This window comes from Micromonospora sp. WMMA1949 (assembly GCF_027460145.1).
In the GTDB taxonomy this organism is placed as follows: domain Bacteria; phylum Actinomycetota; class Actinomycetes; order Mycobacteriales; family Micromonosporaceae; genus Micromonospora.
This window is the reverse complement of the sequence record NZ_JAPZBG010000001.1, coordinates 4,454,152-4,480,761: the sequence shown is the minus strand read 5'-3', so window position 1 is coordinate 4,480,761 and position 26,610 is coordinate 4,454,152. Positions and strand designations below refer to the sequence as shown.

The window sequence follows — 26,610 nt, the reverse complement described above, 5'->3', positions numbered from 1 at the left end:
GGTGTCACCGGCCGGGCCCGCCCGCACGCCGGGACGGTGAGCCGGGACACGCACGGGTGGGCGCGTTGGCGATACGCTCGATCACGTGAGCGCACGGCTGCCGGTGTTCCCGCTCGGGACCGTCCTCTTCCCCGGGCTGGTCCTTCCGCTGCACATCTTCGAGGAGCGCTACAAGGCGCTGGTGCGCCACCTCGTGGGGCTGCCCGAGGGCGCGCCGCGCGAGTTCGGCGTGGTGGCGATCCAGGCCGGCTGGGAGGTCGCGCCGGCCGGGCCGCCGGGTCGCGCCGGGCCGGCCGGCGGCGAGGTCACCCTGCACGAGGTCGGCTGCACCGCCGAACTGCGGCAGGTCACCGAGCTGGCCGACGGCGGCTTCGACATCGTCACGGTGGGGCGGCGGCGGTTCCGGGTCGCCGAGGTCGACGACTCCGCCGAGCCGTACCTGACCGCCGAGGTGGAGTGGTTGCCCGAGCCGGACGGCCCGGACGAGGTCTCCGACCTGCTGGCGGCCCGGGTGATCTCGGTGTTCCGGCAATATCTCGGCCTGATCCGGCCGGACCAGCAGGAGATCACCGAGCAGCTGCCGGAGGATCCGACGGTCCTGTCGCACCTGGTCGCCGCGACCGCCGCGCTGACCGTCGCCGACCGGCAGCGGCTGCTCGCCGCCGATGACACGGCCGGCCGGCTGCGCGCCGAGCTGCGCCTGCTCAACCGGGAGACGGCGTTGCTGCGGCAGGTGCGCGCGGTGCCGGTGCCGCTCAGCGAGCTGGCTGGTCCCCCGGCGCCGAACTGAACCCGGGCGGGGGCGGCGGCCAGGTCGCGTCGAGCTCCGGCTCCGGCCGCAGCGACGGCCACCGCGACCAGCCCGCCAGCAGCGTGTACGTGACGGCGGCGCCGAACGCGGCGAGCAGCAGGTTACCGTGCGGCAACGGCAGCGGGCCGTACCAGTCGACGCCACCGGCGCGCAGGTCGACGGGCTTGGTGAAGGCGGTGCCCGGCGGCGCGGTGTCCACCAGCCGCTGGAACGTCGACAGCCCGATCCGGCGGCCGACCTGCCAGGCCACCACTGCCGCGCCGAGACCGCCGAGCGTCACCGCGACCAGGCCGGCCGGGCCGCGCCGGCGGCGCAGCACCACCCACAGGGCGATCGCGGCGAGCACACCGAAGCCGAGCGTCAGGAGGCTGAACCAGCCGTCCGCGGCGATCGGCTGCTCCGGCTGGGTGGTCGCGTAGACCGCGCCCGCCGGGGTCTGCCGTACCGGGGTGGCGGGCGCCGCCCACGCCCACAGCAGGCCCAGCGGGACGCCGAGCGCGGTGAGCAGCGCGACCACGGCCAGCGCGGTGAGCAGCGGGCGGCCGGACCGGCCGGCGTCGGCGCCAGGCAGCTGCGCCACCACGCCGGGGTACCCGGCTAGCGGGTCGGCGCCGGGCGCGGTGACCGGCGTGCCTGCCGGTACCGGCAGGCCGCCGGGCCAGCCGGGCGGCTGCTCGCGCGCGGGCCACGCGCCGTCGCCGGGCCACGGGGCGTTTCCGGTACGCGGGACGGCGTCGCCGGTACGCGCGTCGGTGCCGTCGGTGCGCTCGCGCGCCCGCTCGGGCTCAGGGGTGTCCGGACTCACCCGTTGATCCTCTCAGGCCCGGGCACGGCGCGGGGCGGTGGTCACCGCTCAGCGCGCGAACGGTTCCACCATCACCGCGGCCGCCTTGAGCCAGGCGTTGCGGGTCTCGGCCTGGAGCTGGTGGTACTCGATCGAGGAGCCGGTCTCCAGCGCCGGGTCGTAGGGCACCACGGCGACCGCCCGGGTACGGGTGGCGAAGTGCCGTTCCAGGTCCTCCTGCAACGAGGTACGCCCCGGCGTCGGGCAGGAGATCAACGTGACCGCGTTGTCGGCCAGCTCCCCCATGCCCTCCTCGTGCAGCAGGTCGAGCATCCAGTCCGCGCTGAACGCCGCGTCCTCGCGCGGCACGGTGGTCACCACGAGCTGGTCGGCGGCCTGCATGACGGTGCGCCAGTTCGGGCTCTCCACGTTGTTGCCGGTGTCCACGCAGACCACCTCGTGGGTGCGGCGCAGCAGCTCCAGCACCCGCTTGACGGTGAACTGGTCGAGCCGCTGGGCGAAGCGCGGGCTCTCCTCGCCGGCCAGCACGTCGTACGAGCCGTCGGAGGCGTGCCGCAGGTAGTCGTCGAGGTGCGACAGCAGCGTGTTGCCCTCGAGGATCTCGATCTGCGCCAGGTCGTGGATCAGGTGGCGGATGGTACGGGCGTGCCGGGCGCTGCCGGCTCGCAGACCGAGCGTGCCGCGCAGTTCGTTGTCGTCCCAGGCGAGCACGCCGCGCCCGCGGACGCTGCCCACGGTGGCGGCGGCGAGCACCGTCGCGGTGGTCTTGTGCACGCCGCCCTTGGGGTTGGCGAAGGCGAGCACCCGGGGGGTGCCCAGCTCGCGGCGCAGCACGCTGGTGGCGCGTTCCAGCTCGGCGTCCGGCTCGGGGGCACGCCACTTCGCCTGGGCCGGCGCGGCCCGGCCCGCCCGGCCGGAGCGGCCCTCCAGCGGGCTGCGCGGCGCGGGCACCACCGGTTCCGGCGCGGGCGGGACGTCCGGCCGGTAGCGGCCCCGGTCGAGCAGGGCGTACCGGGACTCGGCAGGCGGCGGCGCGGGCCGGTAGCCGCCGTCGAGAAGGGAGTACCGGGACTCGGCCGGCGCCTCGGCCCGGCCGTGCGGCTCCGGCCGTGCCGGTTCGGCGCGCCAGGACGGCTCCGGCCGGGGCTCGGCGGCGAAGGGCGGGTCCGGCGCGATCGACGGCTCGGCGCGCCAGGACGGCTCGGCCGGGTAGGGCTGCCCGGTGCGCCAGGACGGCTCCGGGTCGCTGCGGTACGCCGGTTCGGCCCGGTAGGCCGGCTCGCCGTCGTGCCGGGGATCGGCGCGGAAGGCCGGGTCGACCCGGAACGTGGCCTCGGCGCGGTAACCGGGCTCGGCGCCGTACGACCCGTCGGGGGCGCGGCCGACGGCGGTGGCGCGCCCGGTCCACCCGGTGCCCGCGGCGCGACGGGGCAGCGGGTCGGGCGGCGGCGCCGGTTGCTCCTCGACGTGCCGGTCGGCGTCGGCGTGCTCCGCGCCGCGACCGCCGAGCCGGGCCCGGTCGAGCAGCGCCCGCCACCGCGGTGCCGGCTCGCCCTGCCGACCCCAGCCGGTCTCGCTGCCGTCCAAGGATTCGCCCTCCCCCAGCCCATCGATCTCCGCCTGACAGGCTACGAACGAAACCCTATTCGGACCACTCCCCGCGCCGCACATCGCCCGGCGGCCTGCCGCACCATGGGATCGGCCCGGTCACCGCGGGCCCCGATGTCTCAGGAGGTGGGAGCGGGGTTGGGTGCCCCGGAGCCGCCGCCCGGCGCCGGGGCGGTGGGTGAAGGTCCGCTCACCGTCCGTGCAGCTTCCGACGAATCGCCCATTCCGCCTGCCTCGGCGGGTTCGCCGTCGGCCGGTGGGCGAACCACGTCACGCTGCTCGGGCAGCGGCGGGGTGAACACGGTCCGGTCCAGGCGGCGGACCTCCGGCGCCGGGTCCACCACCCGCACACCCGGACGCCCGGCGAGCGCGCGCAGGGCCTCCGGTGCGGCACTCACCACCGCGGCGTAGACGCAGGCGCAGCCCGTCCGGTACGCCTCGGCCTCGCGCGCGGCGACCTCCGCGCCACTGTCGTACACCCGGCGCAGCTCCGGATCGGCGGTGGTCGCGGCGGCGCGGGAGCGGTAGTCCGCGGCCTCGGCGTCCTTGCGCGTCGCGACGCCGGCCATGCCGGCCACCACGTCCTGGGGCAGGCGCAGCGCCGCGATCCGGACGATCTCGGTCTGCCGGCCGGGCAGCGGTACCCGCGCCACCACCGCCGAGACCCGCGTGCCGTCCAGCGCGGCGGCCGCCCGCGCCGGGGTCAGGTAGCCGTCGAACGAGACGAGCGCGTAGCCGTCGGGGGCGTCGAGGCGGGCCAGCTCGTCCCCGGCGGCCCGCAGGTACGCCGGGATGCTCGCGCCGTCGCTCACGCCGACCCGGGTCACCTCGCCGACAGTGCGGTCGCTCACCGGCCGGTCCCGCCGCTGGGCCACCGCGACCACCAGCACCACGAGCGCGCAGGCCAGCGCGATCCAGGTCAGCGCGGCGGACCGGGACCGGCGCGGCGGCGCGGGATCGTCGCTCACGTCAGTCGCGCAGGATCTCCAGCGCGCGGGCCAGGTCGTCCGGGTACTCGCTGACGAACGTCACCTCGTCGCCCGTGCCCGGGTGCGCGAAGCTCAGCGAGCGGGCGTGCAGCCACTGCCGGGCCAGCCCCAGCCGGGCCGACAGCGTCGGGTCCGCGCCGTAGGTCAGGTCACCCACGCAGGGGTGCCGCATGCTGGAGAAGTGCACCCGGATCTGGTGCGTACGCCCGGTCTCCAGCCGCACGTCGAGCAGGCTGGCGGCGGGGAACGCCTCGATCGTGTCGTAGTGGGTGATGCTCGGCTTGCCGCCGGAGACCACGGCCCAGCGGTAGTCGTGGTGCGGGTGCCTGTCGATCGGCGCGTCGATGGTGCCGCTCAGCGGGTCCGGGTGGCCCTGCACCACGGCGTGGTAGCGCTTCTCCACCTCGCGGTACTTGAACGCCCGCTTCAGCGCGGTGTACGCGCGCTCGCTCTTGGCCACCGCCATGATCCCGGTGGTGCCCACGTCGAGCCGGTGCACCACGCCCTGCCGCTCGGCGGCGCCGCTCGTGGAGATCCGGTGGCCGATGCCGGCCAGCCCGCCGATCACCGTGGGGCCGGTCCAGCCCGGGCTGGGGTGGGCCGCCACCCCGACCGGCTTGTCCACCACCACGATGTCGTCGTCGGCGTACACCACGGTCAGGCCGGGCACCGCCTGCGGCACCACAGTCGGCGGTGCCGGCGGCGCGGGCAGCGTGACCTCCAGCCACGAGCCCGCCTTGACCTTGTGCGAGTTGGGCCGGACCACGCCGTCGACGAGCGCGTCGCCGGCGTCGATCAGGCCGGCGGCGGCGGTGCGGGAGAGCCCGAACAGCCGGGACACGGCCTGGTCCAGGCGCATCCCGTCGAGGCCGTCCGGCACGGGCAGGGAGCGGGTGTCGCCGGCGGCGGCGAACGCGGAGGTCACGCGCTCTCCCGCTGCTCGGCCGGGGCGGCGTCGTCGCGCTTCTCGTCGCGCAGCCGGGAGCCGTCGCGCTGGCGGCCGGTCAGCTCCAGGAAGACCGCGAGCACCACGCCGCACACCAGCGAGCTGTCGGCCAGGTTGAACACCGGCCAGACCTGGCCGTACGGGTCGAAGAGGCTGATCATGTCGACCACGTGGCCGACGAAGTGCCCCGGCGCGCGGAAGATCCGGTCGATCAGGTTGCCCAGCGCACCGCCCAGCACCAGTCCCAGCGACACCGCCCAGGGCAGCGAGCGCAGCCGCAACGCCATCCAGGCGATCCACCCGACCACCACGAACGTGATGATCGGGAAGACCCAGGTGTGGTCCGAGCCGATGCTCCAGGCCGCGCCGCTGTTGCGGGTGAGGCTGAGGTAGACCGCGCCACCGAGCAGCGACACCGGTTCCCGGCCGGTCAGCTCGGCGAGCGCGAGCTGCTTCGTGCCGAGATCCGCCAGCAGCGAGAACAGGGACACGCCGAGCAGCAGGCCGACGGCCTTACGGCGAGGCGCGCCGGCGCCCGACTCGGTGGTGCCGGCCCCGGCGGGCGGTGCTGCGGTCATCTGCTCCCCATCGACGTTCGCGACGGTGTGGTCACCGTCTGCCGTACGGCCGCCGGGGAGCGGTGATCAGCGCCGCTCCTCCAGCTGCTTGCACGTCACGCAGAGGGTGGCCGACGGGAACGCGGCGAGCCGCTCCACCGGGATCGGGTTGCCGCACCGCTCGCACCAGCCGTAGCCACCCTCGTCGAGGCGCTCCAGGGCGCGCTCGACCTGCGTGATTCGTTCCTTGATGCTGTTGGCGAGAGAGATCTCCTGCTCCCGCTCGAACGTCTTGGTCCCGGTGTCGGCCTGGTCGTCCCCGGCCGAGTCGGTCAGCCGCTCGCGCTGCAGCTCGGTGATCTCGCTCAGCGTCTGATCGTACTCGGCCGTGAGCTCGTCCCGCCGTGCCGCCAGGGCGGCCCGGATCTTCTCGGTCTCCGCCGCGCTGCGGGTGGCCTTCGCCACCGGCTTGCGACCGGCGGTCCTGGTGTCGGCTGGCTTCGCCATCGTCAGCTCCCTCAGCCGCGCGGAGCGGCGGTCAGCGGTGCGTGGGCGGGGACGCCCACGTCGGCGTCCCCCGCGTACGGAAGGGTGCACGGCGAGCGGCCCGCCGTGCACTCCGGAGGTTGGCAAGAATACGGAACGTACAGGCGTCCGACAACGTGCCGCACCGTAGTCCCACGTATTCGCCCCGGACTGCCATCAATCGGGGCAAAAGGAACGGTAGCAGATCAGCGGGCCGGCTCCTCGCCGTACTCCCCGAACCACCTCGCCAACCGGCCCCGGCGGCTCACCGCCCGCAGCCGCCGCTCGGTCTCGTCCCGTACCCCGGCGGTGGCCACGATGAGCAGGCTGTCCCCGACCTTGAGCCGGGTGTCCGCGCCCGGCACGAAACCGACGCCGTCGCGCAGCACCAGCGTCACCGCGGCACCGACAGGCAGCCGCAGCTCGTCCACGTGCACCCCGGCCAGCCGCGACCCGGGCGGCACCTCCAACTGGAGCAGATCGGCGCGCATCCGCTCCAGCGGGGCCGTCTCCAGCAGGATCTCGCTCGCCTCGGCCGGTGCGGTCACGCCCAGCCGCCGGGCCGCCCGCGCCAGCGTGCCCGCCTGGAGCAACGTGAAAATCACCACCAGGACGAAGACCGCGTCGAACAGGCGGTCCGCCCCCGGTACGTGCAGCGACAGCGGGATGGTCGCCAGCACCACCGGCACCGCGCCGCGCAGCCCGGCCCAGGACAGGAACAACTGCTCGCGCAGGTTCACCCGGAACGGCAGCGCGGAGATCGCCACCGACAGCGGCCGGGCGAGCAGCAGCAGGGCCAGCCCGGTGATCACGGCCGGCAGCACCGCCGAGTCCAGCCGGCTCGGCGAGACCAGCAGGCCCAGCAGCACGAACAGCCCGATCTGGGCCAGCCAGGCCAGCCCGTCGGCGAAACCGAGGATGGCCTGCCGGTGCGGCAGCCGGGAGTTGCCGAGCAGCACGCCCGCGACGTACACGGCGAGGAAACCCGAGGCGTGCAGCACCGAGCCGGCCGCGTACGCGAGCACGGTGAAGCCGACCACCGCGATCGGGTACAGGCCGGCCGACGGCAGCGCGGCCCGGCGCAGCGCGTACCGGCCGGCCAGCCCGGCGCCGACCCCGACCGCCGCGCCCGCGCTCAGCTCGTAGCCGACCAGCAGCACCTCGTACCACCAGGGGTGGGCGACCCCGGCCCCGGCGCGGGACAGCACCAGCACCAGCAGGACGACCGGGGCGTCGTTCACGCCGGACTCCGCCTCCAGCGCGGCGACCAGCCGGGGCGGCAGGCGCAACCGGCGCAGCGTGGCGAACACCGCCGCCGCGTCGGTGGAGGAGAGCACCGCGCCGTAGAGCAGGGCCAGCCGCCAGTCCAGGTCGAGCAGCAGGTGCACCACTACGCCGACGACCACGATGCTGACCACCACACCGACGGTGGACAGCGCCGCGGCCAGGCCCAGCACCGGCCGCAACGTGCTCCACCGCGCGGTCAGGCCGCCCTCGGCGATGATCACGATGAGCGCGCAGAAGCCGAGCACCCGGGTCAGCTCGACGTCGTCGAAGCGGATGCCCAGCCCCGCCTCGCCGAGCAGCACCCCCAGCGCCAGGTAGACCAGCAGGCTCGGCACGCCGAGCCGGGTGGAGAACCGCACCGCGCCCACCGCGACCAGCAGCACGGCGGCGCCCACGAGCAACGCGACGTCGAGCCCCGGGGTCATCGCCGGCCGGCCCGACCGGACCTCACGCCGTGCTGCCGTCGCGCAGCCGGCGCAGCACCTCGGGCAGCCCGTCGTGCGGGCGCTCGACCAGGAAGAGCTTGTCGCGGCTGGCGGCGCCGGACCGCAGCGACACGGTCGCCGGCCGGACGCCGAGCGCGTCGGCGAGCGCGCGCCGGGCCGCCTCGGTGGCGCGGCCGTCGACCGCCGGCGCGTGCACCGCGACGACGAGCGCGGGACCGTACGGCCCGTCGAACCGCCCGCCCACCCGGGCACGGGACGCTCCGGGCTTCACCCGCACCGCGACGGTGAGTGTGTCGTCCGCGATCGTCATGGTCAGCGCGGCCGGGCCTCGGCGAGCAGGGTGGTGGCGGCGGCGCAGTGCGCACACGGGGTGAAGCCCAGCGCGACCGCCTCGGCGACCGGCAGTGGCTCGTCGTCCCGGCCCACCAGGTGCGGGCAGTCGGGCATGTGGAAGCGGGGGTGGCCGTCGACCACCAGGACCTCGCCGGGCAGCCGGACCAGCCGGGCGACCTCGCCGTCGGAGAGGAGTTCGGCCGGCGGGTCGCCGTCGAACGGCCCGCCCGGTGCGGGCGAGGTGGGCCGGGCGGTCTCCGGCACACGCGGGCCGGGCGGCGAGTAGGGCGCCGCGTCCGCGACGACCGGGTCCGTGTCCACCGTCGCCGCGTACGGCCCGGCGGGCTCGGCGTCGAACGCCGACGTGTACGGCCCGGCCTCGTACGGCCCCGCGGCCGGTTCGGCCTCGTACGGCCCGGCGGCCGGTTCGGCCGGCGGCGAGTACGCGGCCGGCGGCGGGACGTCGTCCGGTTCGGTCACCGGAGACCCGGGCGGTTGCCGCCACCCGGATCCGCCGGCGCCGACCGTGGACGTGTGGTGCGGGACCGGGCTCACCGGTTCGTCCGGGGACGGGACGGTGTGCGCGGTCCGTACGCGCGGACCGGTCTCCCGGCCGGCCGTGGCCCGCGTCGCGGCGGCCTGGCGGGCGAACGCGACGAAGGCGACGGCGGACAGCAGGCTGGCCGCGATCGAGACGATGAGCAGGAGGCTGGACCCGCCGGCGAGACCGGCGATCAGCAGCACGACCGCGACGAGGATGAGCAGGATGCTGGCGGCTACCACGGCTCACCCCCGGCCGCGTCGTGTCGGTCTGGGCGGTCGGTGGCCGTCACGGGGACGGCCACCGACGCGGGATCAGCGGCCGGACTCGAGCGAGCCCGCGCGGCCACCGCCGTAGGAACCGGCGAGGCCGGCCGCGGCGAGACCGTTGCTGCCGGTGGCACGGGTGCCCTCGGTGCGGTTCATCTCCACCTCGAGACCCTGGCCGCGACCGTCGAGGTCACGCAGCTGGCTCTCCAGGTACGCCTTGAGGCGGGTGCGGTACTCGCGCTCGAACTGCTTGAGCTCCTCGATGTGCTTCTGCAGCGCGGTGCGCTTGGCGTCCAGGCCGCCCATGGCCTCCTGGTGCCGCTGGCGGGCGTCCCGCTCCAGGGCGTCGGCCTTGGCGCGCGCCTCCCGGGTGACCTCCTCGGCCTTCGAACGGGCCTCGGAGAGCAGCTGGTCGGCCTCGCGACGGGCGTCGGAGACGTGGTCGTCGGCGGTGCGCTGGGCCATCATGAGCACCCGCAGCGCCTGCTGCTCGCCGTCAGCGGTCACGCCGGCCGGGCCGCCCTGCGTGCGGACCTGCTCCAGCTCGGCCTGCATCGCGCGGGCCGCCTGCTCGGCGGCCGCCTTGTCGCGCTGCACCCGGTCGAGCTGGGCCTTGACGTCGTTGAGCTCCGCCGCGAGGCGGGCGTCGCCGCCGGGGCCGGCGGGAGCGCCACCCCGACCGCCGCGCTCCACCTGGGCGCGCAGCTCGTTGTTCTCCTCGATCAGACGGGCCAGCTCACGCTCGACCTCGTCCAGGAAGGCGTCAACCTCCTCCTCGTCATACCCCCGCTTGCCGATCGGCGGCTTTTTGAAGGCGACGTTGTGGACGTCGGCCGGGGTCAGCGGCATCGAAACTCCTCGGGTCAGTTGCGGCCGCGAAAGCGCTCTGGTCAGGCAAACGCGAAGATCAGGCGCCTAAACACGAACTCCATCAGCACGAACAGGATAACCAGGAGCACAAGGGAGGCCAGGTCGATGCTCACGGTACCAATTCGCAGTGGTGGGATCACACGCCTCAACGCTCGCAGGGGCGGATCAGTGACGCTCCACACGACTTCCAGTCCCGCCGACGCTCCGCGCCCCGGTTGCCAGCGGCGACCATAGGCCAGCACCGCGCCAAGAACAAATCGCGCCAAAAGGACAATTAGGAAGATGTACAGCAGCAGGTAGAGCACCTGGAACAGGATCGACAACACGGCAGGCGACGTCCCTCGGTCGTGCGGCTCAGCTCAGGCTGAAGAAGCCGCCCTCAGCGATCTTGGCCTTGTCCTCCGCGGTGACCTGGACGTTGGCCGGTGAGAGCAGGAACACCCGGTTGGTCACGCGCTCGATCGTACCGCGCAGACCGAACGCGAGCCCGGCGGCGAAGTCGACGAGCCGGCGGGCGTCCGCCTCGTCCATCTCGGTGAGGTTGATGATCACCGGTACGCCGTCACGGAAGTGCTCGCCGATGGTCCGCGCCTCGCGGTACGTGGTCGGGTGCAGCGTGGTGATCTGGTAGCGCTGCTCGTCCTCCGGCGCCACGCGCTCCCGCTCGCGCGGCTGGGCCTGCGGCGCGAGCGCGAGGTTGTCCCGGGTGTGGTAGCTCAGGGCGCCCGAGGTGTCACCGGCGGAGGACCGGGTGATCGACCGCACGCTGGACCGCTCGGCCCGCTCCGGGCGCTCGCCCTCGGCCCGGTCGGCGTCGACGGCGCGGCTGGAGGCGCGCTCGGACAGCCGGCCACGGTCGCTGAGCCGGCCGCGCGTCGTCGGCGGCTCCTCGGCCTCGTCGTCGTCCTCGTCGGCGAACTCCTCGGCGTACCGGCTCGACCGGTAGCGCGACGAGTCCCGGTAGCCACCCTTGTCGTAGCCACCGTCCTCGTACGCCCGCTCGTCGTCCTCCTCGACGAGACCGAGCCAGACCCCCGCCTTGCGCAGTGCACCCATCCCCGCGCCCTTCCGTCCGCCGTGCGGCACGCGCCCCCGTGCCGTGTCGCTTGATCACGAGTGGACGATCATGCCCACCGGACCGGATCGGCAATCCCCTGACGTGCGGTTCGCGGTCCGCCCGTCACGGCCCCCGGCTACGGGAACGCCGTCCTGAACAACACTGATGTAATTTGCTTCCGTCCTGCTGAGGCTACCGCAGCGCAGGGCGCATTCCGAGCAACGCGCTGCCGACACGGACATGTGTCGCGCCGTACCCGATCGCGCTCTCCAGGTCTCCGCTCATGCCTGCCGACAGCACCGTCGCGTCCGGATGGTCGGCCCGGAGCCGCGCCGCCACCTCGGCCAGCCGGGCGAACGCCCGGTCCGGCTCCCAGCCCAGCGGCGCCACCGCCATCAGGCCCGCCAGGCGCAAGCCGTCGGCGCCGGCCACCGCGGCGGCCACCGGGTCGAGCCCGCGCTGCGGATCGGCCACACCCGGCAGCGCCCCGCCCCGGGCCGGGTCGCCGTCGATGCTCACCTGCACCAGCACGTCCAGCGGCCGGTCCCGGACCGCACCGGCGGCGGTGTCCAGCGCGGCGGCCAGCCGGACGCTGTCCACCGACTGGACCACGTCGGCGTACCGGACCACCGAGCGGGCCTTGTTGCGCTGCAACTGGCCGATGAAGTGCCAGCGCGGCGCGGCCCCGGCGGCGGACACCGCCTCCGCCTTCGGCGCCGCCTCCTGGTCGCGGTTCTCCCCGACGTCGGTCACGCCGAGCCCGGCCAGCGCGACCACGTCCGCCGCCGGGTACGTCTTGGTCACCGCGACCAGTGTGACCTCGTCGCGCTGCCGCCCGGCCGCCGCACAGGCGTCGGCGATGCGGGCCCGGACCCGGGCCAGTCCGGCCGCGAGTTCGGCGCGCCGCTCGGGCCGCACCGCCGTCTGTGACTCCGTCATCGGCGCGGCTCAGGACCCGTTCTTGAGGAAGTCGGGCACGTCGACGTCGTCGAAGAGCACCCGGCGCGACGGCTGCTGCGGCGCCGGCATGGTGGCCGGCGGGCTCACCGGCGCGTTCGGCTGGGCCGGCGGGTTCTGGTTGCTCTTGCGCGGAGGCTCGACCGCCTTGTACGCCGGCGTACCCCCGTCGAAGCCCGCCGCGATCACCGTGACCCGCACCTCGTCGCCGAGCGCGTCGTCGATGACCGCGCCGAAGATGATGTTCGCGTCCGGGTGGGCCGCGTCGGTGACCAGCTGCGCCGCGTCGTTGATCTCGAACAGGCCGAGGTCCGACCCGCCGGCGATGGAGAGCAGCACGCCGCGCGCACCGTCCATGCTCTGCTCGAGCAGCGGGCTGGAGATGGCCGCCTCGGCCGCCTCGACGGCCCGGTTCTCGCCCCGGGCGCTGCCGATGCCCATGAGCGCGCTGCCGGCGCCGCTCATCACGCTCTTGACGTCGGCGAAGTCCAGGTTGATCAGACCCGGCGTGGTGATCAGGTCGGTGATGCCCTGGACACCGGAGAGGAGCACCTGGTCCGCGGTGCGGAACGCGTCCATCATGGAGATGTTGCGGTCGCCGAGCGCGAGCAGCCGGTCGTTCGGGATCACGATGAGCGTGTCGCACTGGTTGCGCAGCTCCTCGATGCCCGCCTCGGCCTGGACCTGCCGGCGCTTGCCCTCGAACGAGAACGGCCGGGTGACCACGCCGATGGTGAGCGCGCCGAGCTTACGGGCGATGTTCGCCACGACCGGCGCGCCGCCGGTGCCGGTGCCGCCGCCCTCGCCGCAGGTCACGAACACCATGTCGGCGCCCTTGAGGACCTCCTCGATCTCGTCGCGGTGGTCCTCGGCGGCGTTCTTGCCGACGTCCGGGTTGGCGCCCGCGCCGAGTCCCCGGGTCAGCTCCCGGCCCACGTCGAGCTTGACGTCGGCGTCGCTCATCAGCAGCGCCTGCGCATCGGTGTTGATCGCGATGAACTCGACGCCCTTGAGCCCAACCTCGATCATCCGGTTGACGGCGTTGACGCCGCCGCCCCCGATGCCGACGACCTTGATGACCGCCAGGTAGTTGTGCGGAGGTGTCATCTCCGGTCCTTTCCCTTCGAGATTGGCATGGGCCGACCCCACACGGCTTGGCCGGATCAGCGGTCGGACACTCCCCGGTGGCCTCCGACGGCTGAACCCTCACCCTCTACTAGAGGCTTAGAGTTATGTCAACCACTGATCTCTTCGGGGCAACGTATGCGCCGCCGCGCCAGGAGCCAAGGACCTGTTCCGGCGTGTCGCCGACCGAGCGACAGGGGACACAACGCCCGCTCGCTGAGCCGCGGGTCACTCGAACGTGACCACGTCCGGCGCGCTGACGTCGATCCGGTCCGCCTTGCGGCTCAGCAACGCGGTGGCCACGGTGGACTTCTGCGCCCCCCGGGAGGCGTCACCCCAGAAGACCTGACGCTCGCCGCGCAGCAGCAGGGTGATCCGGGCCAGGCCGGCCACGTCAACCGCGACCAGCTCCGCGCGCAGCTTCTCCCCCATCGCGTCGAGCACCGCCAGCCCGGCCCGCGTACCCGGGTCGTCGGGGCCGGGCCGGGCGACCCGGACCTGCGGCAACCCGTCCGGCGCCCGGTCCAGCCGCTGGAAGACCACGCCCGAGCCGTCGACGACCACGAAGCCGTCGCCCTGCGGCACCACCGCCACCGGCGTGCGTTCCCGCACCCGGATCACGAGCGTGCCCGGCCACTCCCGTTCCACGGTGGCGTCCGCCACCGGCGGCAGCGTGCCGACCCGGCGCGCCGTCGCGTCCAGGTCCACCCTGGCCAGCGGCGCGTTGTCCGGCACCGCCGCCGCGTCGCGGATCTGCACCGGGGTGACCAGCCGCGCGCCGACCACCCGTACCTCGCGGACGCCGAACAGGCCGGTGCCGAGCACCGTCCACGCCACCAGGCCCGCGACGGCGAGCACCGCGGCGGCGACCGCCCAGGGCAGCGCGGCCCGCATCCGCCGCTGCCGGGCCCGGGCCATGAACCGGCGGGTCGACGGCGGCACGGCGTCCGCGTTCGCCCGCACGAGCTGCCAGCGCCGGGCCGGGCTGCGCCGCCCCGCCCCGCCGTCCGGTCCGGGGGTACGGCCGCGGGCCGGGCCGGGACTCATCCGGCCGGGGTCGCCGCGCCGTCCGGGTCGACGCCGGCGCCCAGCCCCGCGCCACCGCCGGAGCGGGCGAGCAGGGCGTCGAGCAGCTGGTCACCCATCAGCGAGATGGGCGGCGCGCCCATGGTCACCACCACGTCGCCGGTCCGCGCCCGCCGGGCCACCTCGGCCGGCACGTCGTCCCACGACTCGACGAACACCTTCCGCTCGGCCGGCAGCGACACCTCCTGGATCAGCGCGGCCGAGCCCTCGCCCGGGCGGCGCGTCTCACCGGGGCCGAAGACCTCCAGCAGCACCACCTCGTCGGCGATGCCGAGCGCGGCGGCGATCTCCGCCTGGTTGTCGCGGGTGCGGTAGAGCCGGTACGGCTGGAACACCACGATCAGCCGGCCGTCGCCGGCGACCTCCCGCAGCGTCTGCAACGCCAGCGTCATCGAGGTCGGGTGGTAGGCGTACTCGTCGTAGACCAGCACGCCGTCGGCCACGCCCTTGCGCTCGAAGCGCCGCCGCACGCCCGGGAACGCGCCGAGCGCGGCCTCCGCCGCGGCCACCGGCAGTTCCAGCAGGTACGCGGTGAGCACCGCGGCGGCGCTGTTCAGGGCCATGTGCTTGCCCGGTACGGGCAGCCGGATCTCGCCGAGCGGCCGGCCCTCGACCTCGGCCTGGAAGCGCACCCCGTGCGCGGACGAGACGACCTCGCTCATCCGCAGGTCCGCGTCGGTGGACTCGCCGTACGTCCAGACCCGGCGGCCCTCGGCGCGCAGCGTCTCGGCCAGCCGGCGCCCGCCCGCGTCGTCGGCGCAGGTGATCACGAAACCGGCCGGGTCGGTGAGCCGGGCGAACTCGGCGAACGCCGCCTCCAGGGTGGCCAGGTCGCCGTAGGTGTTCAGGTGGTCCGCCTCGATGTTCGTGACGATCGACACGAACGGCCGGTAGATGAGGAACGAGCGGTCGCTCTCGTCCGCCTCGACCACGAAGTGCTCGCCGGTGCCGTGGTGCGCGCCGGAACCCACCTCGGAGATCTCGCCGCCGATCACGAACGACGGGTCGGTGCCGGCCTGCTGGAGCACCATGGTGACCATCGACGTGGTGGATGTCTTGCCGTGGGTGCCGGCGACCGCCACCGTGCGACGGCCGGTCATCGCGGCGGCGAGCGCCTCGGAGCGGTGCAGCACCCGCAGGCCCCGCCGGCGCGCCTCCACCATCTCCAGGTGGTCCTGCGGGATGGCCGAGGAGTAGACCACCGTGTCCACGCCGTCGAGGTTGGACGCCTCGTGGGTGGAGTGGATCGTGCCGCCCAGCGCCCGCAGGCCGGCCAGCGACGGCCACTCCCGCAGCTCGCTGCCGGAGACCGGCAGACCCCGGGTGAGGAACAGCCGGGCCAGCCCGGCCATCCCGACCCCGCCCACCCCGATCAGGTGGATCCGGCCCAGGTCCTCCGCCGTCATGGTGCCGGCGGGCGTGAACTGCGCGGTGTTCATCAGACGTACCTTCCCGTCGCGGTGTCCCTCATCAGCGGGAGACCGCCTCGTAGACGAAGTTCAGCAACGCCACGTCGCCGTCGCGGCGGCCGTACCCGGCTGCGGCGTGGCTCATCGCGTACAGCCGCTGCGGGTCCCGGATCAGCGGGATCACCGTCCGCTCCACCCAGGCCGGGGTCACCTCGGCGTCGTCGACCAGCAGACCGCCGCCCGCCTCCACCACCGGCAGCGCGTTGCGCTTCTGCTCCTGGTTGCTGTGCGGGTACGGCACGTAGACGGTGGGCAGGCCGATCGCGGCCACCTCGGCGCAGGTCATCGCGCCGCCCCGGCCCAGCATCAGGTCGGCCGCGGCGTAACCCAGCTCCATCTCGGACAGGTACGGCAGCGTGACGTACGGCACCGGCAGGTCGGTGGGCACGGAGACCGGCTCGTTGCGGGCGCCGATGACGTGCAGCACCTGCACACCGTTGCGGGCCAGTTCCTTCGCCGCGCCGGAGACGGCCAGGTTGATCGAGCGGGCGCCCTGCGAGCCACCGGCGACGAACAGCACCGGCAGGTCGGGGCGGAGTCCGAAGTGGGCGCGGGCGGCGTCGCGCAGCGCGGCCCGGTCCAGCCCGGCGATGCCCCGGCGCAGCGGCACGCCGACCACCCGGGCGTCGCGCAGCGCCTCGGCCTGGGCCGGCTGGTGCGGGAAGCCCACCGCGACGTTCTTGGTGAACTTCATCCCGAGCCGGTTCGCCACGCCCGGCGGCACGTTCACCTCGTGGATGACGATGGGCAGTTCCCGCCGCCACGCGGCCAGATAACCGGGCACCGAGACGTACCCCCCGAAGCCGACCACGGCGTCGGCCTGGACCTCGTCGATCACCTTGCCCGCGGCGCGGGCCGCCTTCCACATCCGGTCCGGGGTACGCACCAGGCTCATGTTCACCGACCGGGGCAGCTGGTACGCCGGGATCTGCCGCAGGTCGTAGCCGGCCGGCGGGATCAGCTCGTTCTCCAGCCCCTTGGGTGTGCCCAGACAGGTGATCCGGACGCTCGGGTCGTGTCGGCGCAGGCAGTCGGCGAAGGCGAGCAGCGGGTAGATGTGCCCGCCCGTACCCCCTCCGCAGAGCACCACCGAACGCAGCGGACCCATCAGCGTCTCCTCTCGCTCGCCGCGCCGGCGCGCGCCCGGTCGGGCCGGGCGCCGCGGGGCGCGGCCTGGTCGTCCTGCCGCCGCTGCCGGGACCGGGGCACGGACCCTCGGTCGGCCGGGGGCGGCGCCGCCTTGCGACGCCGGCCGGGAAGCGGCGGCAACGGGGCCCACACTAGTCGGACCCATCGGGCGGGCGGACGGGCATGCAGCGCGCGCGCCGCGTCCGGCTCGGCGCGGGCGAACGAGGCGAGCATGCCGATCGCGGCGAGCGTCACCACCAGGGCGCTGCCGCCGTCGGAGATGAACGGCAGCGGTACGCCGGTCAGCGGCAGCAGCCCGGTCACGCCGCCGATGTTGATGACGGCCTGGCCGACCAGCCAGGCGGTCACGCCGGCGGCGGCGAGCCGGCGGAACGGGTCCTCGACCCGGCGGGCGATCCGCATCCCGGTGTACGCCAGCACGGCGAACAGCACCAGGATCACTGTGCAGCCGACCACCCCCAGCTCCTCGGCGAGGATGGCGAAGATGAAGTCGTTGTGCGCCTCGGGCAGCCAGCCGTACTTGAAGCTGCTCTGGCCCAGGCCGACGCCGAACCAGCCGCCGTTGCCGATCGCGTAGCGGGCCTGCACGAGCTGGTAGCAGTAGTCCAGCTCCTGTTCGAAGCAGGTCCGCGGGGAGGGCGGGTCGAGCCACATCGTGAGGCGGCCGAGCCGGTAGTTGTCGGCGCCCCGGGAGCCGGAGCCGGCGCCGAGCGAGGCCGCTGCCACCAGGAGGCCGACGCCGGCCAGGCCGATCGCGGTGAGCGCGGCGAAGACCCGGGTCCGCACGCCCGCCGCCCAGAGCATCCCGACCACCAGCGCGAGCAGGCAGAGCATGCTGCCCAGGTCGTTGTAGCCGACGAGTACGAACAGCAGGGCGACCACCGGGAACAGCGGCGTGGCCAGTTCCTTCCACCAGCCGAGTGCCGCGCCCTTGCGGGCCAGCACGTGCGCACCCCACAGCACCAGCGCGAACTTCGCCACCTCGACCGGCTGCACGGAGATCGGGCCGAGGTAGAGCCAGAGCAGCTGCGCCTTCAACGGCCCGATCGACGTCACCCCGAACAGCGAGTTCAGAGCCACCAGCAGGTTGAGCAGGAGCAGCAGCGCCACCGCCACACCCAGCGCCAGACGGCTGACCGCCCGGAACGTACGTGCGGGCAGCCGCTGACAGGCCCAGAACGCACCGATGCCGATCACCGCGAAGACGGTCTGCTTGGTGAGCGACGCCGCCGCGTCGCCGTCCATGACGTAGTCCCGCACGCTGGTCGCGGAGAAGACCATGGTGAGGCCGATCAGCAGCAGCAGGCCGGCGCTGGACAGCAGCAGGTAGTAGGAGGCCAGCGGCCGGGCCAGCAGGCCACGCAGCGCGGCCAGGCCACCCGCCGGGTCCCAGCGCGCCTCCGGCGGGTCGGCCGGTGGCGTGGCCGCCGGCGCACGACGGGCCGGCGGGTCGCTGGTCACCTGGATGTCTCGTCCCTCCCCCACAGGCCCATCATGGCCGCTCGACCCGCCCGCCCGTGGCGCAACCGCCCGGTCGGCGTGTCGGATCTGAAGGAAGGGCCCCTTATTAACAGACGTCTGTTAATAAGGGGCCCTTCCTTACACCTAGCTCACCGCGGCGAGGAACTCGCTGTAGAACAGGCCCAGCGCGATGGCCACGCCGATGCCGGCGATGATCCAGAACCGGACCACGATGTTGACCTCGCTCCAGCCGGCCAGCTCGAAGTGGTGCTGCAGCGGCGACATCCGGAACACGCGCTTGCCGGTGGTACGGAAGGAGATGATCTGGATGACCACGGACATCGTGATGATCACGAACAGGCCGCCCAGGATCGGCAGCAGCAGGATGGTCCGGGTGGACATCGCCATGCCGGCGATCAGGCCGCCCAGCCCGAGCGCGCCGGTGTCACCCATGAAGATCCGCGCCGGAGACGTGTTCCACCACAGGAAGCCCACGCAGGCACCGGCCGCCGCGCCGGCGATCAGCGCGATCTCCAGCGGGTCGCGCACCGTGTAGCAGTACGACTCGGTGTAGTTCGGGTCGGCGCACCAGTGCCGGTACTGCCAGAACGCGATCAGCGCGTACGCCGCCAGCACCATCACCGAGGCGCCGGTGGCCAGGCCGTCGAGACCGTCGGTGAGGTTGACGCCGTTGGTGGCCGCCATGACCACCATGATGATGACGATCACCGCGCCGACCTTGCCGATCTCCAGCGCCGGGATGTCCCGGATGAAGCTCAGCGTGGTGCTGCCCACCGTCTCGGTGTTCGTCGCGTTGCCGCCGGCGTCGGTCATGCTCGACGGGAAGTAGACGGCCACCGCGCCGAACACGGCACCGACCAGGATCTGCCCGGCCAGCTTGCCCCGCTTGTTGAGGCCGCCGCTGTGCCGCTTGCGCACCTTCAGGAAGTCGTCGATGAAGCCGACCGCGCCGGAGAACACCATCAACCCCAGCAGCACCAGCGCCGTGATCGTCGGCTCGACCTGGGCGATCTGCGCGTCCGGCAGCGTGGTCAGGGCCAGGTGCCCGGCGACGTACGCGATGACGGTGGCCAGGATGAAGACCACGCCGCCCATCGTCGGCGTGCCCTTCTTGCCCTCGTTGCTGGCGAGCCCGAGGTTCGATCGGATCGGCTGGCCGGCCTTCAGCCGGGCGAACACCTTGATCGCGATCGGCGTGCAGAACAGCGAGATCAGGAACGCGACGCCGATGGCGACGATGACCGCCCTCATGCGGCGCCGCCCTCCGTCGCACCCTCCCGGGTGTCCGCGCGCAGCGCGTCGGCCACCTCCCAGGTCCGGTACCGGGAGCCCTTCACCAGCACCACGTCTCCCGGACGCAGCTCGCTCCGCAGCACCTCGACGGCCGCCGCCTGATCGGTGAGCAGCACCGACTCTCCTCCCCAATTGCCTACCGCTGTCGCGCCCTCGTGGATCGGCGCCGCCGGCTCACCCACCACGAGCAGCCGGTCCACTCCCAGTTCGGCCGCGAGCCGGCCGACCTGCTGATGCCCCTCCCGTTCGAAGTCACCCAGCTCGGCCATGAAGCCGAGCACCGCGACGGTACGCCCGTCGCCGCGCATGCTCGCCAATGCCCGCAGCGCCACGCCGGTGGAGGCCGGGTTGGCGTTGTACGAGTCGTCGATCACGGTCACCCCGTCGGGGCGTTCGAAGACGTCCATCCGCCGGGTCGAGACCAGGCCCAGCTCGTTCAGCGCCGCCGCCAGCTCGGGCAGCGGCAGGCCCAGCTCCCGGCCGACCGCCGCGGCGGCGAGCGAGTTGGAGACCTGGTGCCGACCGGTCAGCCCGAGCCGTACCGGCGCGCTGCCCTCCGGGGTGACCAGGGTGTACGAGGGCCGTCCCCGGCCGTCGAGCGTCACGTCCACGGCGCGCACGTCGGCTCGCTCCGACTCGCCGTAGCGCACCACCCGGGCCTGGGTGCGCGACGCCATCGCGTCGACCCGCGGGTCGTCGGCGTTGAGCACCGCCAGCCCGTCTTCGGGCAGCGCCTCGACCAGCTCCCCCTTGGCGAGCGCGATGGTCTCCACCGAGCCGAACTCGCCCAGGTGCGCCACGCCGACGTTGAGCACCACGGAGATCCGCGGCGGCACCACGTCGCACAGGTAGCGGACGTGCCCGACCCCGCGGGCACCCTTCTCCATCACCAGGTAGCGGGTCTCCGGGGTGGCCTGCAACGCGGTGTACGGGTGCCCCAGCTCGTTGTTGAACGAGCCGGGCGGCGCCACGGTCGGGCCGAGCCGGACCGCGAGCTGGGCGATCAGGTCCTTGGTGGTGGTCTTGCCGGACGAGCCGGTCAGCCCGATCACGGTCAGCCCGGGCAGCCGGTCGACGACGGCGCGGGCCAGCCGGCCCATCGCGTCGAGCGCGTCGCCGACGAGCACCATCGGCACGCCCGGCAGCTCCCGGGTGCCGAGCACCGCCACCGCGCCGGCCGAGACCGCGCCGGCCGCGTAGTCGTGGCCGTCGACGTGCTCGCCGGGGAAGGCGACGAACAGCCCGCCCTGGTTCACCTTGCGGGAGTCGAACTCGACGGTGCCGGTGACCCGGGCGTCCGGGTCGGCGCCGGCCAGCCGGCCGTCGACGGCCGCGGCCACCTCGGCCAGCGTCAGCGGGATCACCGCTGACCCACCAGGTCACCGAAGCGGGCGCGCAGCGCCGTCGCCAGCTCCACCCGGTCGTCGAACGGCAGCACCTCGCCGCCGATCTCCTGGCCGCGTTCCTGGCCCTTGCCCAGCACCGCCACCACGTCACCCGGTTCGGCCACCCGGACCGCCTCCTCGATCGCCGCCCGCCGCCCGGGCACCTCGATGACGCGGGCCGGGGTCGCGGCGGCGTACGCGCCGGCCAGCACCTCGGCCCGGATCGCGGCCGGGTCCTCGGTCCGCGGGTTGTCGTCGGTCACCAGCACCACGTCGGCGCCGCGCGCGGCCACGCCGCCCATCACCGGCCGCTTGCCCCGGTCCCGGTCGCCGCCGGCGCCCAGCACGCAGATCAGCCGGCCCTCGGTCAGGCCGCGCAGCGCGGTCAGGACCGCCTCGATCGCGTTGGCCTTGTGCGCGTAGTCGACCACCCCGCGTACCGGGGCGTCGCCGCTGACCAGTTCCAGCCGGCCGGGCACACCGCCGCAGGCGGCCACGCCGCGCGCCGCGGTCTCCGGGTCCACTCCGACGGCGACCAGCAGGGCGACCGCCAGCAGCGCGTTCGCCACGTTGTGCCGGCCGGGCAGCGCCACGCCGGTCGGGAGCGTCAGCCCGTCCGGCCCGTGCAGCGTGAACCGCTGCGCGTAGCCCTCGCCGTCGATCCCGTCGGCCCACCAGGTCGCACCGGCGTCGCCGGCCGCCGAGTAGGTGACGGTGCCCGGCTTGTGCAGCGGGCGCAACGCGGGGTCGTCGTGGTTGAGCACCTCGACCCGGCAGCGGCCGTCGAACAGCTTGGCCTTGGCCGCGAAGTAGTCCGCCTCGTCGGCGTGGAAGTCCAGGTGGTCGGAGCCGAAGTTGGTGTAGCCGCCGACGTCGAACCGGACGCCGCCGACCCGGCCCATGGCGAGGGCGTGGCTGGACACCTCCATCACCACGGTGTCCACCCCGTGTTCACGGGCCACCGCGAGCATGGCGTGCAGGTCGGTGGCCTCCGGGGTGGTCCGGACGCTGTCGATCACCAGGTCGCCGAGGCGGGTCTCCACGGTGCCGATCAGCCCGGTGACGTGCCCGGCGGCGCGCAGTCCCGACTCGACCAGGTAGCTGGTGGAGGTCTTGCCGGCGGTGCCGGTCACCCCGATCACCGTCAGTCCGGCGGTCGGGTCGCCGTAGACGGTCGCGGCCACCTCGCCGAGCGCGTCGCGCGGGTCGTCGACGACGAGCACGGGAAGGCCGGTCCCGGCGGCCAGCGCCACGCCGGCCGGGTCGGTCAGCAGGGCCACCGCGCCCGCCGCCGCCGCGGCGGCGGCGAACTCCGCGCCGTGGCGCCGGGCACCGGGAAGGGCGGCGTACAGGTCGCCGGGGCGTACCTCCTGGCTGGCGTGGGTCACGCCGGTGACGGCCAGTTCGGCGGCCTCCTCCGGCGGGGTCGCCGCGACGCGGGCGGCGAGGTCGCCGAGCCGTACGGGACGCACGGTTGTGGGACGTGGATTGCCGGGCACGGCGTCAGACCCTACCCGGTCGTCCGGTTCCGACCGCACAGCCGCCCCGGTGGTTCGTCGCCACTCACCGATGATGTCCCGCCACCCCCGCTCAGCGCGGAAAGACCTCGAACTTCGGGGACTTGTTGGTCAGCGACGGCGGCACCCGGTAGTGGCGGAGAGTGAAGCCCATCATCTCCCGGAACGCGGGCGCGGCGACCGCGCCGCCCCCGCCGCCGGGGCTCCACACGAACACCGCCACCACGTACCGGGGGTTCTCCGCCGGTGCCATGCCGATGAACGAGCCGACCTCGCCGGGCTGCTGCTTGCCGCCGTCGTAGCGCAGGCCGGTGCCGGTCTTGCCGGCCACCCGGTAGCCGGGCACGGCCGCGGCCAGCCCGGTCGCCTGACCGTCCGGGCCGTCGACGGTGGTGACCGCCTCCATCATCCGGCGCAGCGCCGCCGCGTTGGCCGGGCTGAGCACCGAGCGCGTGGTGGGCGCGGCGGCGGGGCTGCGCTCGCCGTCCGCGCCGATGGTCTCCTTGACCAGGTGCGGCTGCACGTACGTGCCGTTGTTGGCGATGGTGGCGTACGCGGCGGCCATCTGCAGCGGCGTGGCGTCCACGCTGTGCCCGATCGGCACCGACCCGTACGCCGAGCCGCTCCACTGGTCGGGCGGCAGCAGCCGTCCGGCCGCCTCGCCCGGCATGCCCTCGCCCGTCACCTGGCCCAGCCCGAACCGCTTCTGGTAGTCGAAGAGCCGTTCCTTGCCGAGCTTCTCGCCGATCTCGATGGTGCCGACGTTCGAGGAGAAGGCGAGCATGCCGGGGATGCTCATGGTGCGGCCGTCGACCGGGTGGGTGTCGCGGAAGGTGACCCCGCCCCTGTCGATCGTGTTGGCGACCGGGAACGCGGTGTCCGGGGTGATCACGCCCTCCTGGAGCGCGGCGCCGAAGGTGATCGCCTTGTGGATCGAGCCCGGGTCGACGACGAACGTGGTGGCCGCGTCGTCCCGGTCCGACGGCGAGGCGACCTTCGTGGGGTTGGCCGCGTCGTACGTCGGCTGGCTGGCCTGCGCCAGCACCTCGCCGCTCGGCACCTCGATGATCACCGCGGCGCCGACGCTGCCCTTCACCTTGGCCGTCTGCTTGGCCAGGATCCGCTGCGTCATGAACTGCAGGTCCCGGTCGACGGTGAGCTTCAGCGAGCTGCCCGGCTGCGGCTGGGTGGTGCGGCTGTAGCCGCCCGGGATGGGCGCGGCCAGGTCACCGAGGCCCACCTCGTAGGTCCGCTTGCCGGCCTGCCCGCGCAGCACGTCGTCGTACTTGGCCTCCAGCCCCTCCAGGCCGTTCATGTCCTGGCTGACGAAGCCGATCAGGTTGGCGGCCAGGTCACCGCCGGGCACCTCGCGCCGCTCGTCGCGGTGCACGTTGATGCCGGCCAGGTCGAGCGCCATGATCCGCTTGGCGGTGGCGATCTCCACACCGCGGGCCAGGTAGACGAACTGCAACGGGGTGTCGGTGCCGGGCAGGGTGCGCTTGCGCATCTTCTCGGCCAGGTCGGACACGGGCACGCCGAGCAGCGGGGAGAGCAGGCGCGCGGTGGCGAACCGGTCCTTGACCCGGGTCGGGTCGGCGAACACGTACCGGGCCTCGACGCTGTGCGCCAGCGGCTCGCCGTCGCGGTCGAGGATCGCCCCGCGCGGGGCCGGCAGCTCGACCACGGCGAGCCGGTTGGGCAGGCCACCGTCGGCGTACGCCGGGGTGTCCACGGTCTGGAGGTAGACCAGCCGCACGCCGATGCTGGCGAACAACGCCAGCGCCAGCACCGTGCCGAGCCGCAGGCGCCGGCGCGGGTCACCGAGTCGCGGCGGCCGGCGCGGCTTGCGGACCGGCCGGCGGGGCTGCGCATCCGGGCGGCGCGGCTGGGACCGGCGGCGTGGCGGCGGCGCGTCCTCCTCGTCGTCGAACGGCTCCCGCACCGGCCGGGACGAGACGGTCCGCACCACGCCGGCCCGGCCGCCCGCGGCGGTGGACCGGCGGCCGGCCCGGGCGCCGTCGGTCGCGGGCTCCCGCGTGCCGGCACGCCCGGCCCGGCCACCGTCGAGCACCTGCAACGCGGGCCGGAACGGGTCGCCGGACCGGTTGCTGCGGGGGGTACGCCGTTGCTCGGCGCCGCCGCCCTCGCGCACGGTCCGGCCGCGCGGGGTGTACGCCCGGGCGTCGGAGATCCCCCCGAGGCCCGGCTCGCGCGGCTCCGACCCCCGCGACGAGCCGCGCCGGGAGCCCGTGGCGTCCCGGCGCGGATCATCCGATCTCGGCGGCACGACTCAGCCTCCGTTGCCCTGCTGGCTGGTGACCGACGGAGCGCCCTGCGCGGGGTGCGGCACCCCGATGGTCTGCCCGTCCGGCAGCCGGATGTACGCCGGGTCCTCGGACTCGACCAGGCCGAGCCGCCGGGCGTTGGCGGTCAGGTTGCCGGGCGCCTCCTGCTTGGCGATCTCCTTCTTCAGCTCCTGCTCGTCCACGTCCAGCTTGGCCTGCTGCTGCTGGAGCTTCTCCAGCTTGAACGCGTTCTCGTTGATCTTCGTGTTGACCGCCAGGATGCCCAGCACCCCACCGACCACCAGCACCAGGATCAGCGCGACGAACGGGGCGCGGGGCACTCGGATCGGCGCCGGCGGGGCGACCCGCAGGCGCGGCGTGGGCGCACCGGTGACCCGGGTGCGCTCGGCCGGCCGCAGGGCGGCGCTGCCCTGCGTCGGGAACTCGCGCGCCCCCCGGGCACGAGTGGTCTCCCGGCGGTCGGCCGCCGTCGTGTCCCGCGTGGTGCGCTGCGCCGCGGTCCGGCCCCCCGACCGCGGTGCGCGCTGCCCGACGGCTCCCCGGCCGTCGCGCTTCTCGACGTTCATGTCCCCTCCCCCTCCTCGTCCGTCCCGTTCGCGTCCCCCGGGGCCGACCGCGGGTCCTCGCCGGACCCCGGTGACCCCGTCCCCGGTTGGTGCATCGCCTTCACCCGGCGGCGGTACCGTTCGCGGTCGGTACGCCCCTGCCGGGTCGCCTCCGGGTCGAGGCGTTCGGCGGCACGCAGCCGCACCGAGGCGGCACGCGGGTTCGCGGCCACCTCCGCCTCCCCGGGCAGCTCGGCGCCCCGGCTCAACAGCCGGAACGTCGGGCCCGACCCGGGCAGTTCGACCGGGAGGTCGATCGGGCCCTTACTGCGGACCCGGTCGGCGAGCGCCTGCTTGGTGAGCCGGTCCTCCAGCGAGTGGTAGGACAGGACCACCATGCGGCCGCCCACTGTGAGCTTGTCCAGAGCAGCCGGCAGCGCCGTCTCCAGCGCTGCCAGTTCTCTGTTTACCTCGATCCGTAAAGCCTGAAACGTTCTCTTTGCCGGGTGTCCACCGGTTCGTCGGGCGGGTGCGGGAATGGCGTCCCGCACCAGCTCGGCCAGCCGGGCCGAGGAGGTGATCCGGGTGCGCTCCCGTTCCCGGATGATCGCCGAGGCGATCTTCCCGGCGAACTTCTCCTCGCCGTACACCCGCAGCAGGCGGGCCAGGTCCGGGTGGGAGTAGGTGTTGACCACCTCCTCGGCGGTCACCCCCCGGGTCTGGTCCATCCGCATGTCCAGCGGCGCGTCCTGCGCGTAGGCGAACCCGCGGTCGGGCGCGTCCAGTTGCAGGGACGAGACGCCGAGGTCGAACAGCACCCCGTCGATCGCCGGGTAACCGAGCCGGTCGAGCACCTCGGGCAGCTCGTCGTAGACGGCGTGCTCCAGGTGGATCCGGTCGGCGAACCGGGCCAGGCGGACCCGCGCGTGGGCGAGCGCCTCGGTGTCCCGGTCCAGGCCGATCAGCACCGTGTCCGGATGCGCCGTGAGCACCGCCTCGGCGTGCCCGGCCAGGCCGAGCGTGGCGTCGACGTGGACGGTGCGACCGGGCCGGCCCAGTGCGGGGGCCAGCAGCTCGAGACACCGCTCGAGCAGCACCGGCACGTGCGTGCCGCGTAGCTCCCCCATCTCGACCCCCACCCCGTTCGCCAACCGTTCCGTCACGTGTCTGTCGTCGCCACGACGCCTCGCCATACCGCCAGATCCCCATCCGCTCCCGCCCGCCGGAGGCCGCGGCCCTCCGTGTCGGATCG

General features: G+C 74.2%; 25 protein-coding genes. 1 reads left to right on the top strand and 24 read right to left on the bottom strand.

The genetic code is table 11. From position 1 onward, the window contains the following. The first annotated feature begins 85 nt into the window (after nt 1-85). A complete protein-coding gene (locus O7607_RS21230; protein WP_269704909.1) occupies nt 86-790 on the top strand; it encodes an LON peptidase substrate-binding domain-containing protein in 705 nt (234 codons plus the stop codon). Here the strand turns inward: O7607_RS21230 and O7607_RS21225 are convergent. From O7607_RS21225 to rsmH, 24 genes are all read right to left on the bottom strand, one after another. Continuing rightward, the gene (locus O7607_RS21225) at nt 756-1,616 is read right to left on the bottom strand and encodes a DUF2567 domain-containing protein (RefSeq protein WP_269704908.1); all 861 of its coding nucleotides are present in this window, start codon (nt 1,614-1,616) and stop codon (nt 756-758) included. The genes O7607_RS21230 and O7607_RS21225 overlap by 35 nt on opposite strands. Before the next feature lie 48 nt (nt 1,617-1,664). Then, nucleotides 1,665-3,203, bottom strand: coding sequence for an ATPase (locus O7607_RS21220; RefSeq protein ID WP_269704907.1), 1,539 nt, complete (start codon nt 3,201-3,203; stop codon nt 1,665-1,667). A 140-nt stretch (nt 3,204-3,343) separates the two neighbouring features. Further along, nucleotides 3,344-4,192 carry a hypothetical protein gene (locus O7607_RS21215; protein WP_269704906.1) on the bottom strand — a complete coding sequence of 283 codons (849 nt, stop codon included), beginning with the start codon at nt 4,190-4,192 and terminating at the stop codon, nt 3,344-3,346. Between the two features lies 1 nt (nt 4,193). Continuing rightward, on the bottom strand, nt 4,194-5,138 hold the full coding sequence (locus tag O7607_RS21210; RefSeq protein WP_269704905.1) for an RluA family pseudouridine synthase: 945 nt from the start codon (nt 5,136-5,138) through the stop codon (nt 4,194-4,196). After that, the gene (gene lspA / locus O7607_RS21205) at nt 5,135-5,737 is read right to left on the bottom strand and encodes a signal peptidase II (protein WP_269704904.1); all 603 of its coding nucleotides are present in this window, start codon (nt 5,735-5,737) and stop codon (nt 5,135-5,137) included. The genes O7607_RS21210 and lspA overlap by 4 nt, the downstream gene beginning before the upstream one ends. Nucleotides 5,738-5,803: 66 nt before the next feature. Then, the gene (locus tag O7607_RS21200; RefSeq protein ID WP_269704903.1) at nt 5,804-6,223 is read right to left on the bottom strand and encodes a TraR/DksA family transcriptional regulator; all 420 of its coding nucleotides are present in this window, start codon (nt 6,221-6,223) and stop codon (nt 5,804-5,806) included. Between the two features lie 224 nt (nt 6,224-6,447). Then, on the bottom strand, nt 6,448-7,953 hold the full coding sequence (locus O7607_RS21195; protein ID WP_269704902.1) for a potassium/proton antiporter: 1,506 nt from the start codon (nt 7,951-7,953) through the stop codon (nt 6,448-6,450). Nucleotides 7,954-7,975: 22 nt separating this feature from the next. Continuing rightward, on the bottom strand, nt 7,976-8,284 hold the full coding sequence (locus tag O7607_RS21190) for a DUF167 domain-containing protein (RefSeq protein ID WP_091420767.1): 309 nt from the start codon (nt 8,282-8,284) through the stop codon (nt 7,976-7,978). 2 nt (nt 8,285-8,286) lie between these two features. Beyond that, nucleotides 8,287-9,090 carry a hypothetical protein gene (locus O7607_RS21185; protein ID WP_269704901.1) on the bottom strand — a complete coding sequence of 268 codons (804 nt, stop codon included), beginning with the start codon at nt 9,088-9,090 and terminating at the stop codon, nt 8,287-8,289. Nucleotides 9,091-9,162: 72 nt separating this feature from the next. Next, nucleotides 9,163-9,966, bottom strand: coding sequence for a DivIVA domain-containing protein (locus O7607_RS21180; RefSeq protein WP_269704900.1), 804 nt, complete (start codon nt 9,964-9,966; stop codon nt 9,163-9,165). 41 nt (nt 9,967-10,007) lie between these two features. Next, nucleotides 10,008-10,313 (bottom strand): YggT family protein, encoded by a 306-nt coding sequence (locus O7607_RS21175; RefSeq protein ID WP_013287596.1) that lies wholly within the window; start codon nt 10,311-10,313, stop codon nt 10,008-10,010. Between the two features lie 28 nt (nt 10,314-10,341). Beyond that, nucleotides 10,342-11,043, bottom strand: a complete 702-nt coding sequence (locus O7607_RS21170; protein ID WP_269704899.1) for a cell division protein SepF — start codon at nt 11,041-11,043, stop codon at nt 10,342-10,344. Nucleotides 11,044-11,236: 193 nt separating this feature from the next. Beyond that, the gene (locus tag O7607_RS21165) at nt 11,237-11,983 is read right to left on the bottom strand and encodes a YggS family pyridoxal phosphate-dependent enzyme (protein WP_269704898.1); all 747 of its coding nucleotides are present in this window, start codon (nt 11,981-11,983) and stop codon (nt 11,237-11,239) included. A 9-nt stretch (nt 11,984-11,992) separates the two neighbouring features. Beyond that, nucleotides 11,993-13,108 carry a cell division protein FtsZ gene (gene ftsZ, locus O7607_RS21160; protein ID WP_135241281.1) on the bottom strand — a complete coding sequence of 372 codons (1,116 nt, stop codon included), beginning with the start codon at nt 13,106-13,108 and terminating at the stop codon, nt 11,993-11,995. 246 nt (nt 13,109-13,354) lie between these two features. Then, nucleotides 13,355-14,173 (bottom strand): cell division protein FtsQ/DivIB, encoded by an 819-nt coding sequence (locus tag O7607_RS21155; protein WP_269704897.1) that lies wholly within the window; start codon nt 14,171-14,173, stop codon nt 13,355-13,357. Next, entirely contained in the window at nt 14,170-15,651 is a 1,482-nt protein-coding gene (murC, locus tag O7607_RS21150; protein ID WP_269704896.1) for a UDP-N-acetylmuramate--L-alanine ligase, read from the bottom strand. Before murC ends, O7607_RS21155 begins: the two co-directional genes overlap by 4 nt. 31 nt (nt 15,652-15,682) lie before the next feature. Beyond that, the gene (murG, locus tag O7607_RS21145; RefSeq protein WP_269704895.1) at nt 15,683-16,789 is read right to left on the bottom strand and encodes an undecaprenyldiphospho-muramoylpentapeptide beta-N-acetylglucosaminyltransferase; all 1,107 of its coding nucleotides are present in this window, start codon (nt 16,787-16,789) and stop codon (nt 15,683-15,685) included. Continuing rightward, entirely contained in the window at nt 16,789-18,204 is a 1,416-nt protein-coding gene (locus tag O7607_RS21140) for an FtsW/RodA/SpoVE family cell cycle protein (protein WP_269707051.1), read from the bottom strand. Before O7607_RS21140 ends, murG begins: the two co-directional genes overlap by 1 nt. 231 nt (nt 18,205-18,435) lie before the next feature. After that, the gene (mraY, locus tag O7607_RS21135; RefSeq protein WP_047893347.1) at nt 18,436-19,563 is read right to left on the bottom strand and encodes a phospho-N-acetylmuramoyl-pentapeptide-transferase; all 1,128 of its coding nucleotides are present in this window, start codon (nt 19,561-19,563) and stop codon (nt 18,436-18,438) included. Then, on the bottom strand, nt 19,560-20,969 hold the full coding sequence (locus O7607_RS21130; RefSeq protein ID WP_269704894.1) for a UDP-N-acetylmuramoyl-tripeptide--D-alanyl-D-alanine ligase: 1,410 nt from the start codon (nt 20,967-20,969) through the stop codon (nt 19,560-19,562). The genes mraY and O7607_RS21130 overlap by 4 nt, the downstream gene beginning before the upstream one ends. Further along, a complete protein-coding gene (locus tag O7607_RS21125) occupies nt 20,966-22,528 on the bottom strand; it encodes a UDP-N-acetylmuramoyl-L-alanyl-D-glutamate--2,6-diaminopimelate ligase (RefSeq protein WP_269704893.1) in 1,563 nt (520 codons plus the stop codon). Before O7607_RS21125 ends, O7607_RS21130 begins: the two co-directional genes overlap by 4 nt. Before the next feature lie 52 nt (nt 22,529-22,580). Further along, the gene (locus O7607_RS21120; RefSeq protein ID WP_269704892.1) at nt 22,581-24,794 is read right to left on the bottom strand and encodes a peptidoglycan D,D-transpeptidase FtsI family protein; all 2,214 of its coding nucleotides are present in this window, start codon (nt 24,792-24,794) and stop codon (nt 22,581-22,583) included. A gap of 3 nt (nt 24,795-24,797) precedes the next feature. Next, nucleotides 24,798-25,379: a hypothetical protein gene (locus O7607_RS21115; RefSeq protein WP_269704891.1), complete on the bottom strand. Its 582-nt coding sequence runs from the start codon at nt 25,377-25,379 to the stop codon at nt 24,798-24,800. Beyond that, nucleotides 25,376-26,485: a 16S rRNA (cytosine(1402)-N(4))-methyltransferase RsmH gene (rsmH, locus tag O7607_RS21110; RefSeq protein ID WP_269707050.1), complete on the bottom strand. Its 1,110-nt coding sequence runs from the start codon at nt 26,483-26,485 to the stop codon at nt 25,376-25,378. Before rsmH ends, O7607_RS21115 begins: the two co-directional genes overlap by 4 nt. Nucleotides 26,486-26,610 lie beyond the last annotated feature (125 nt).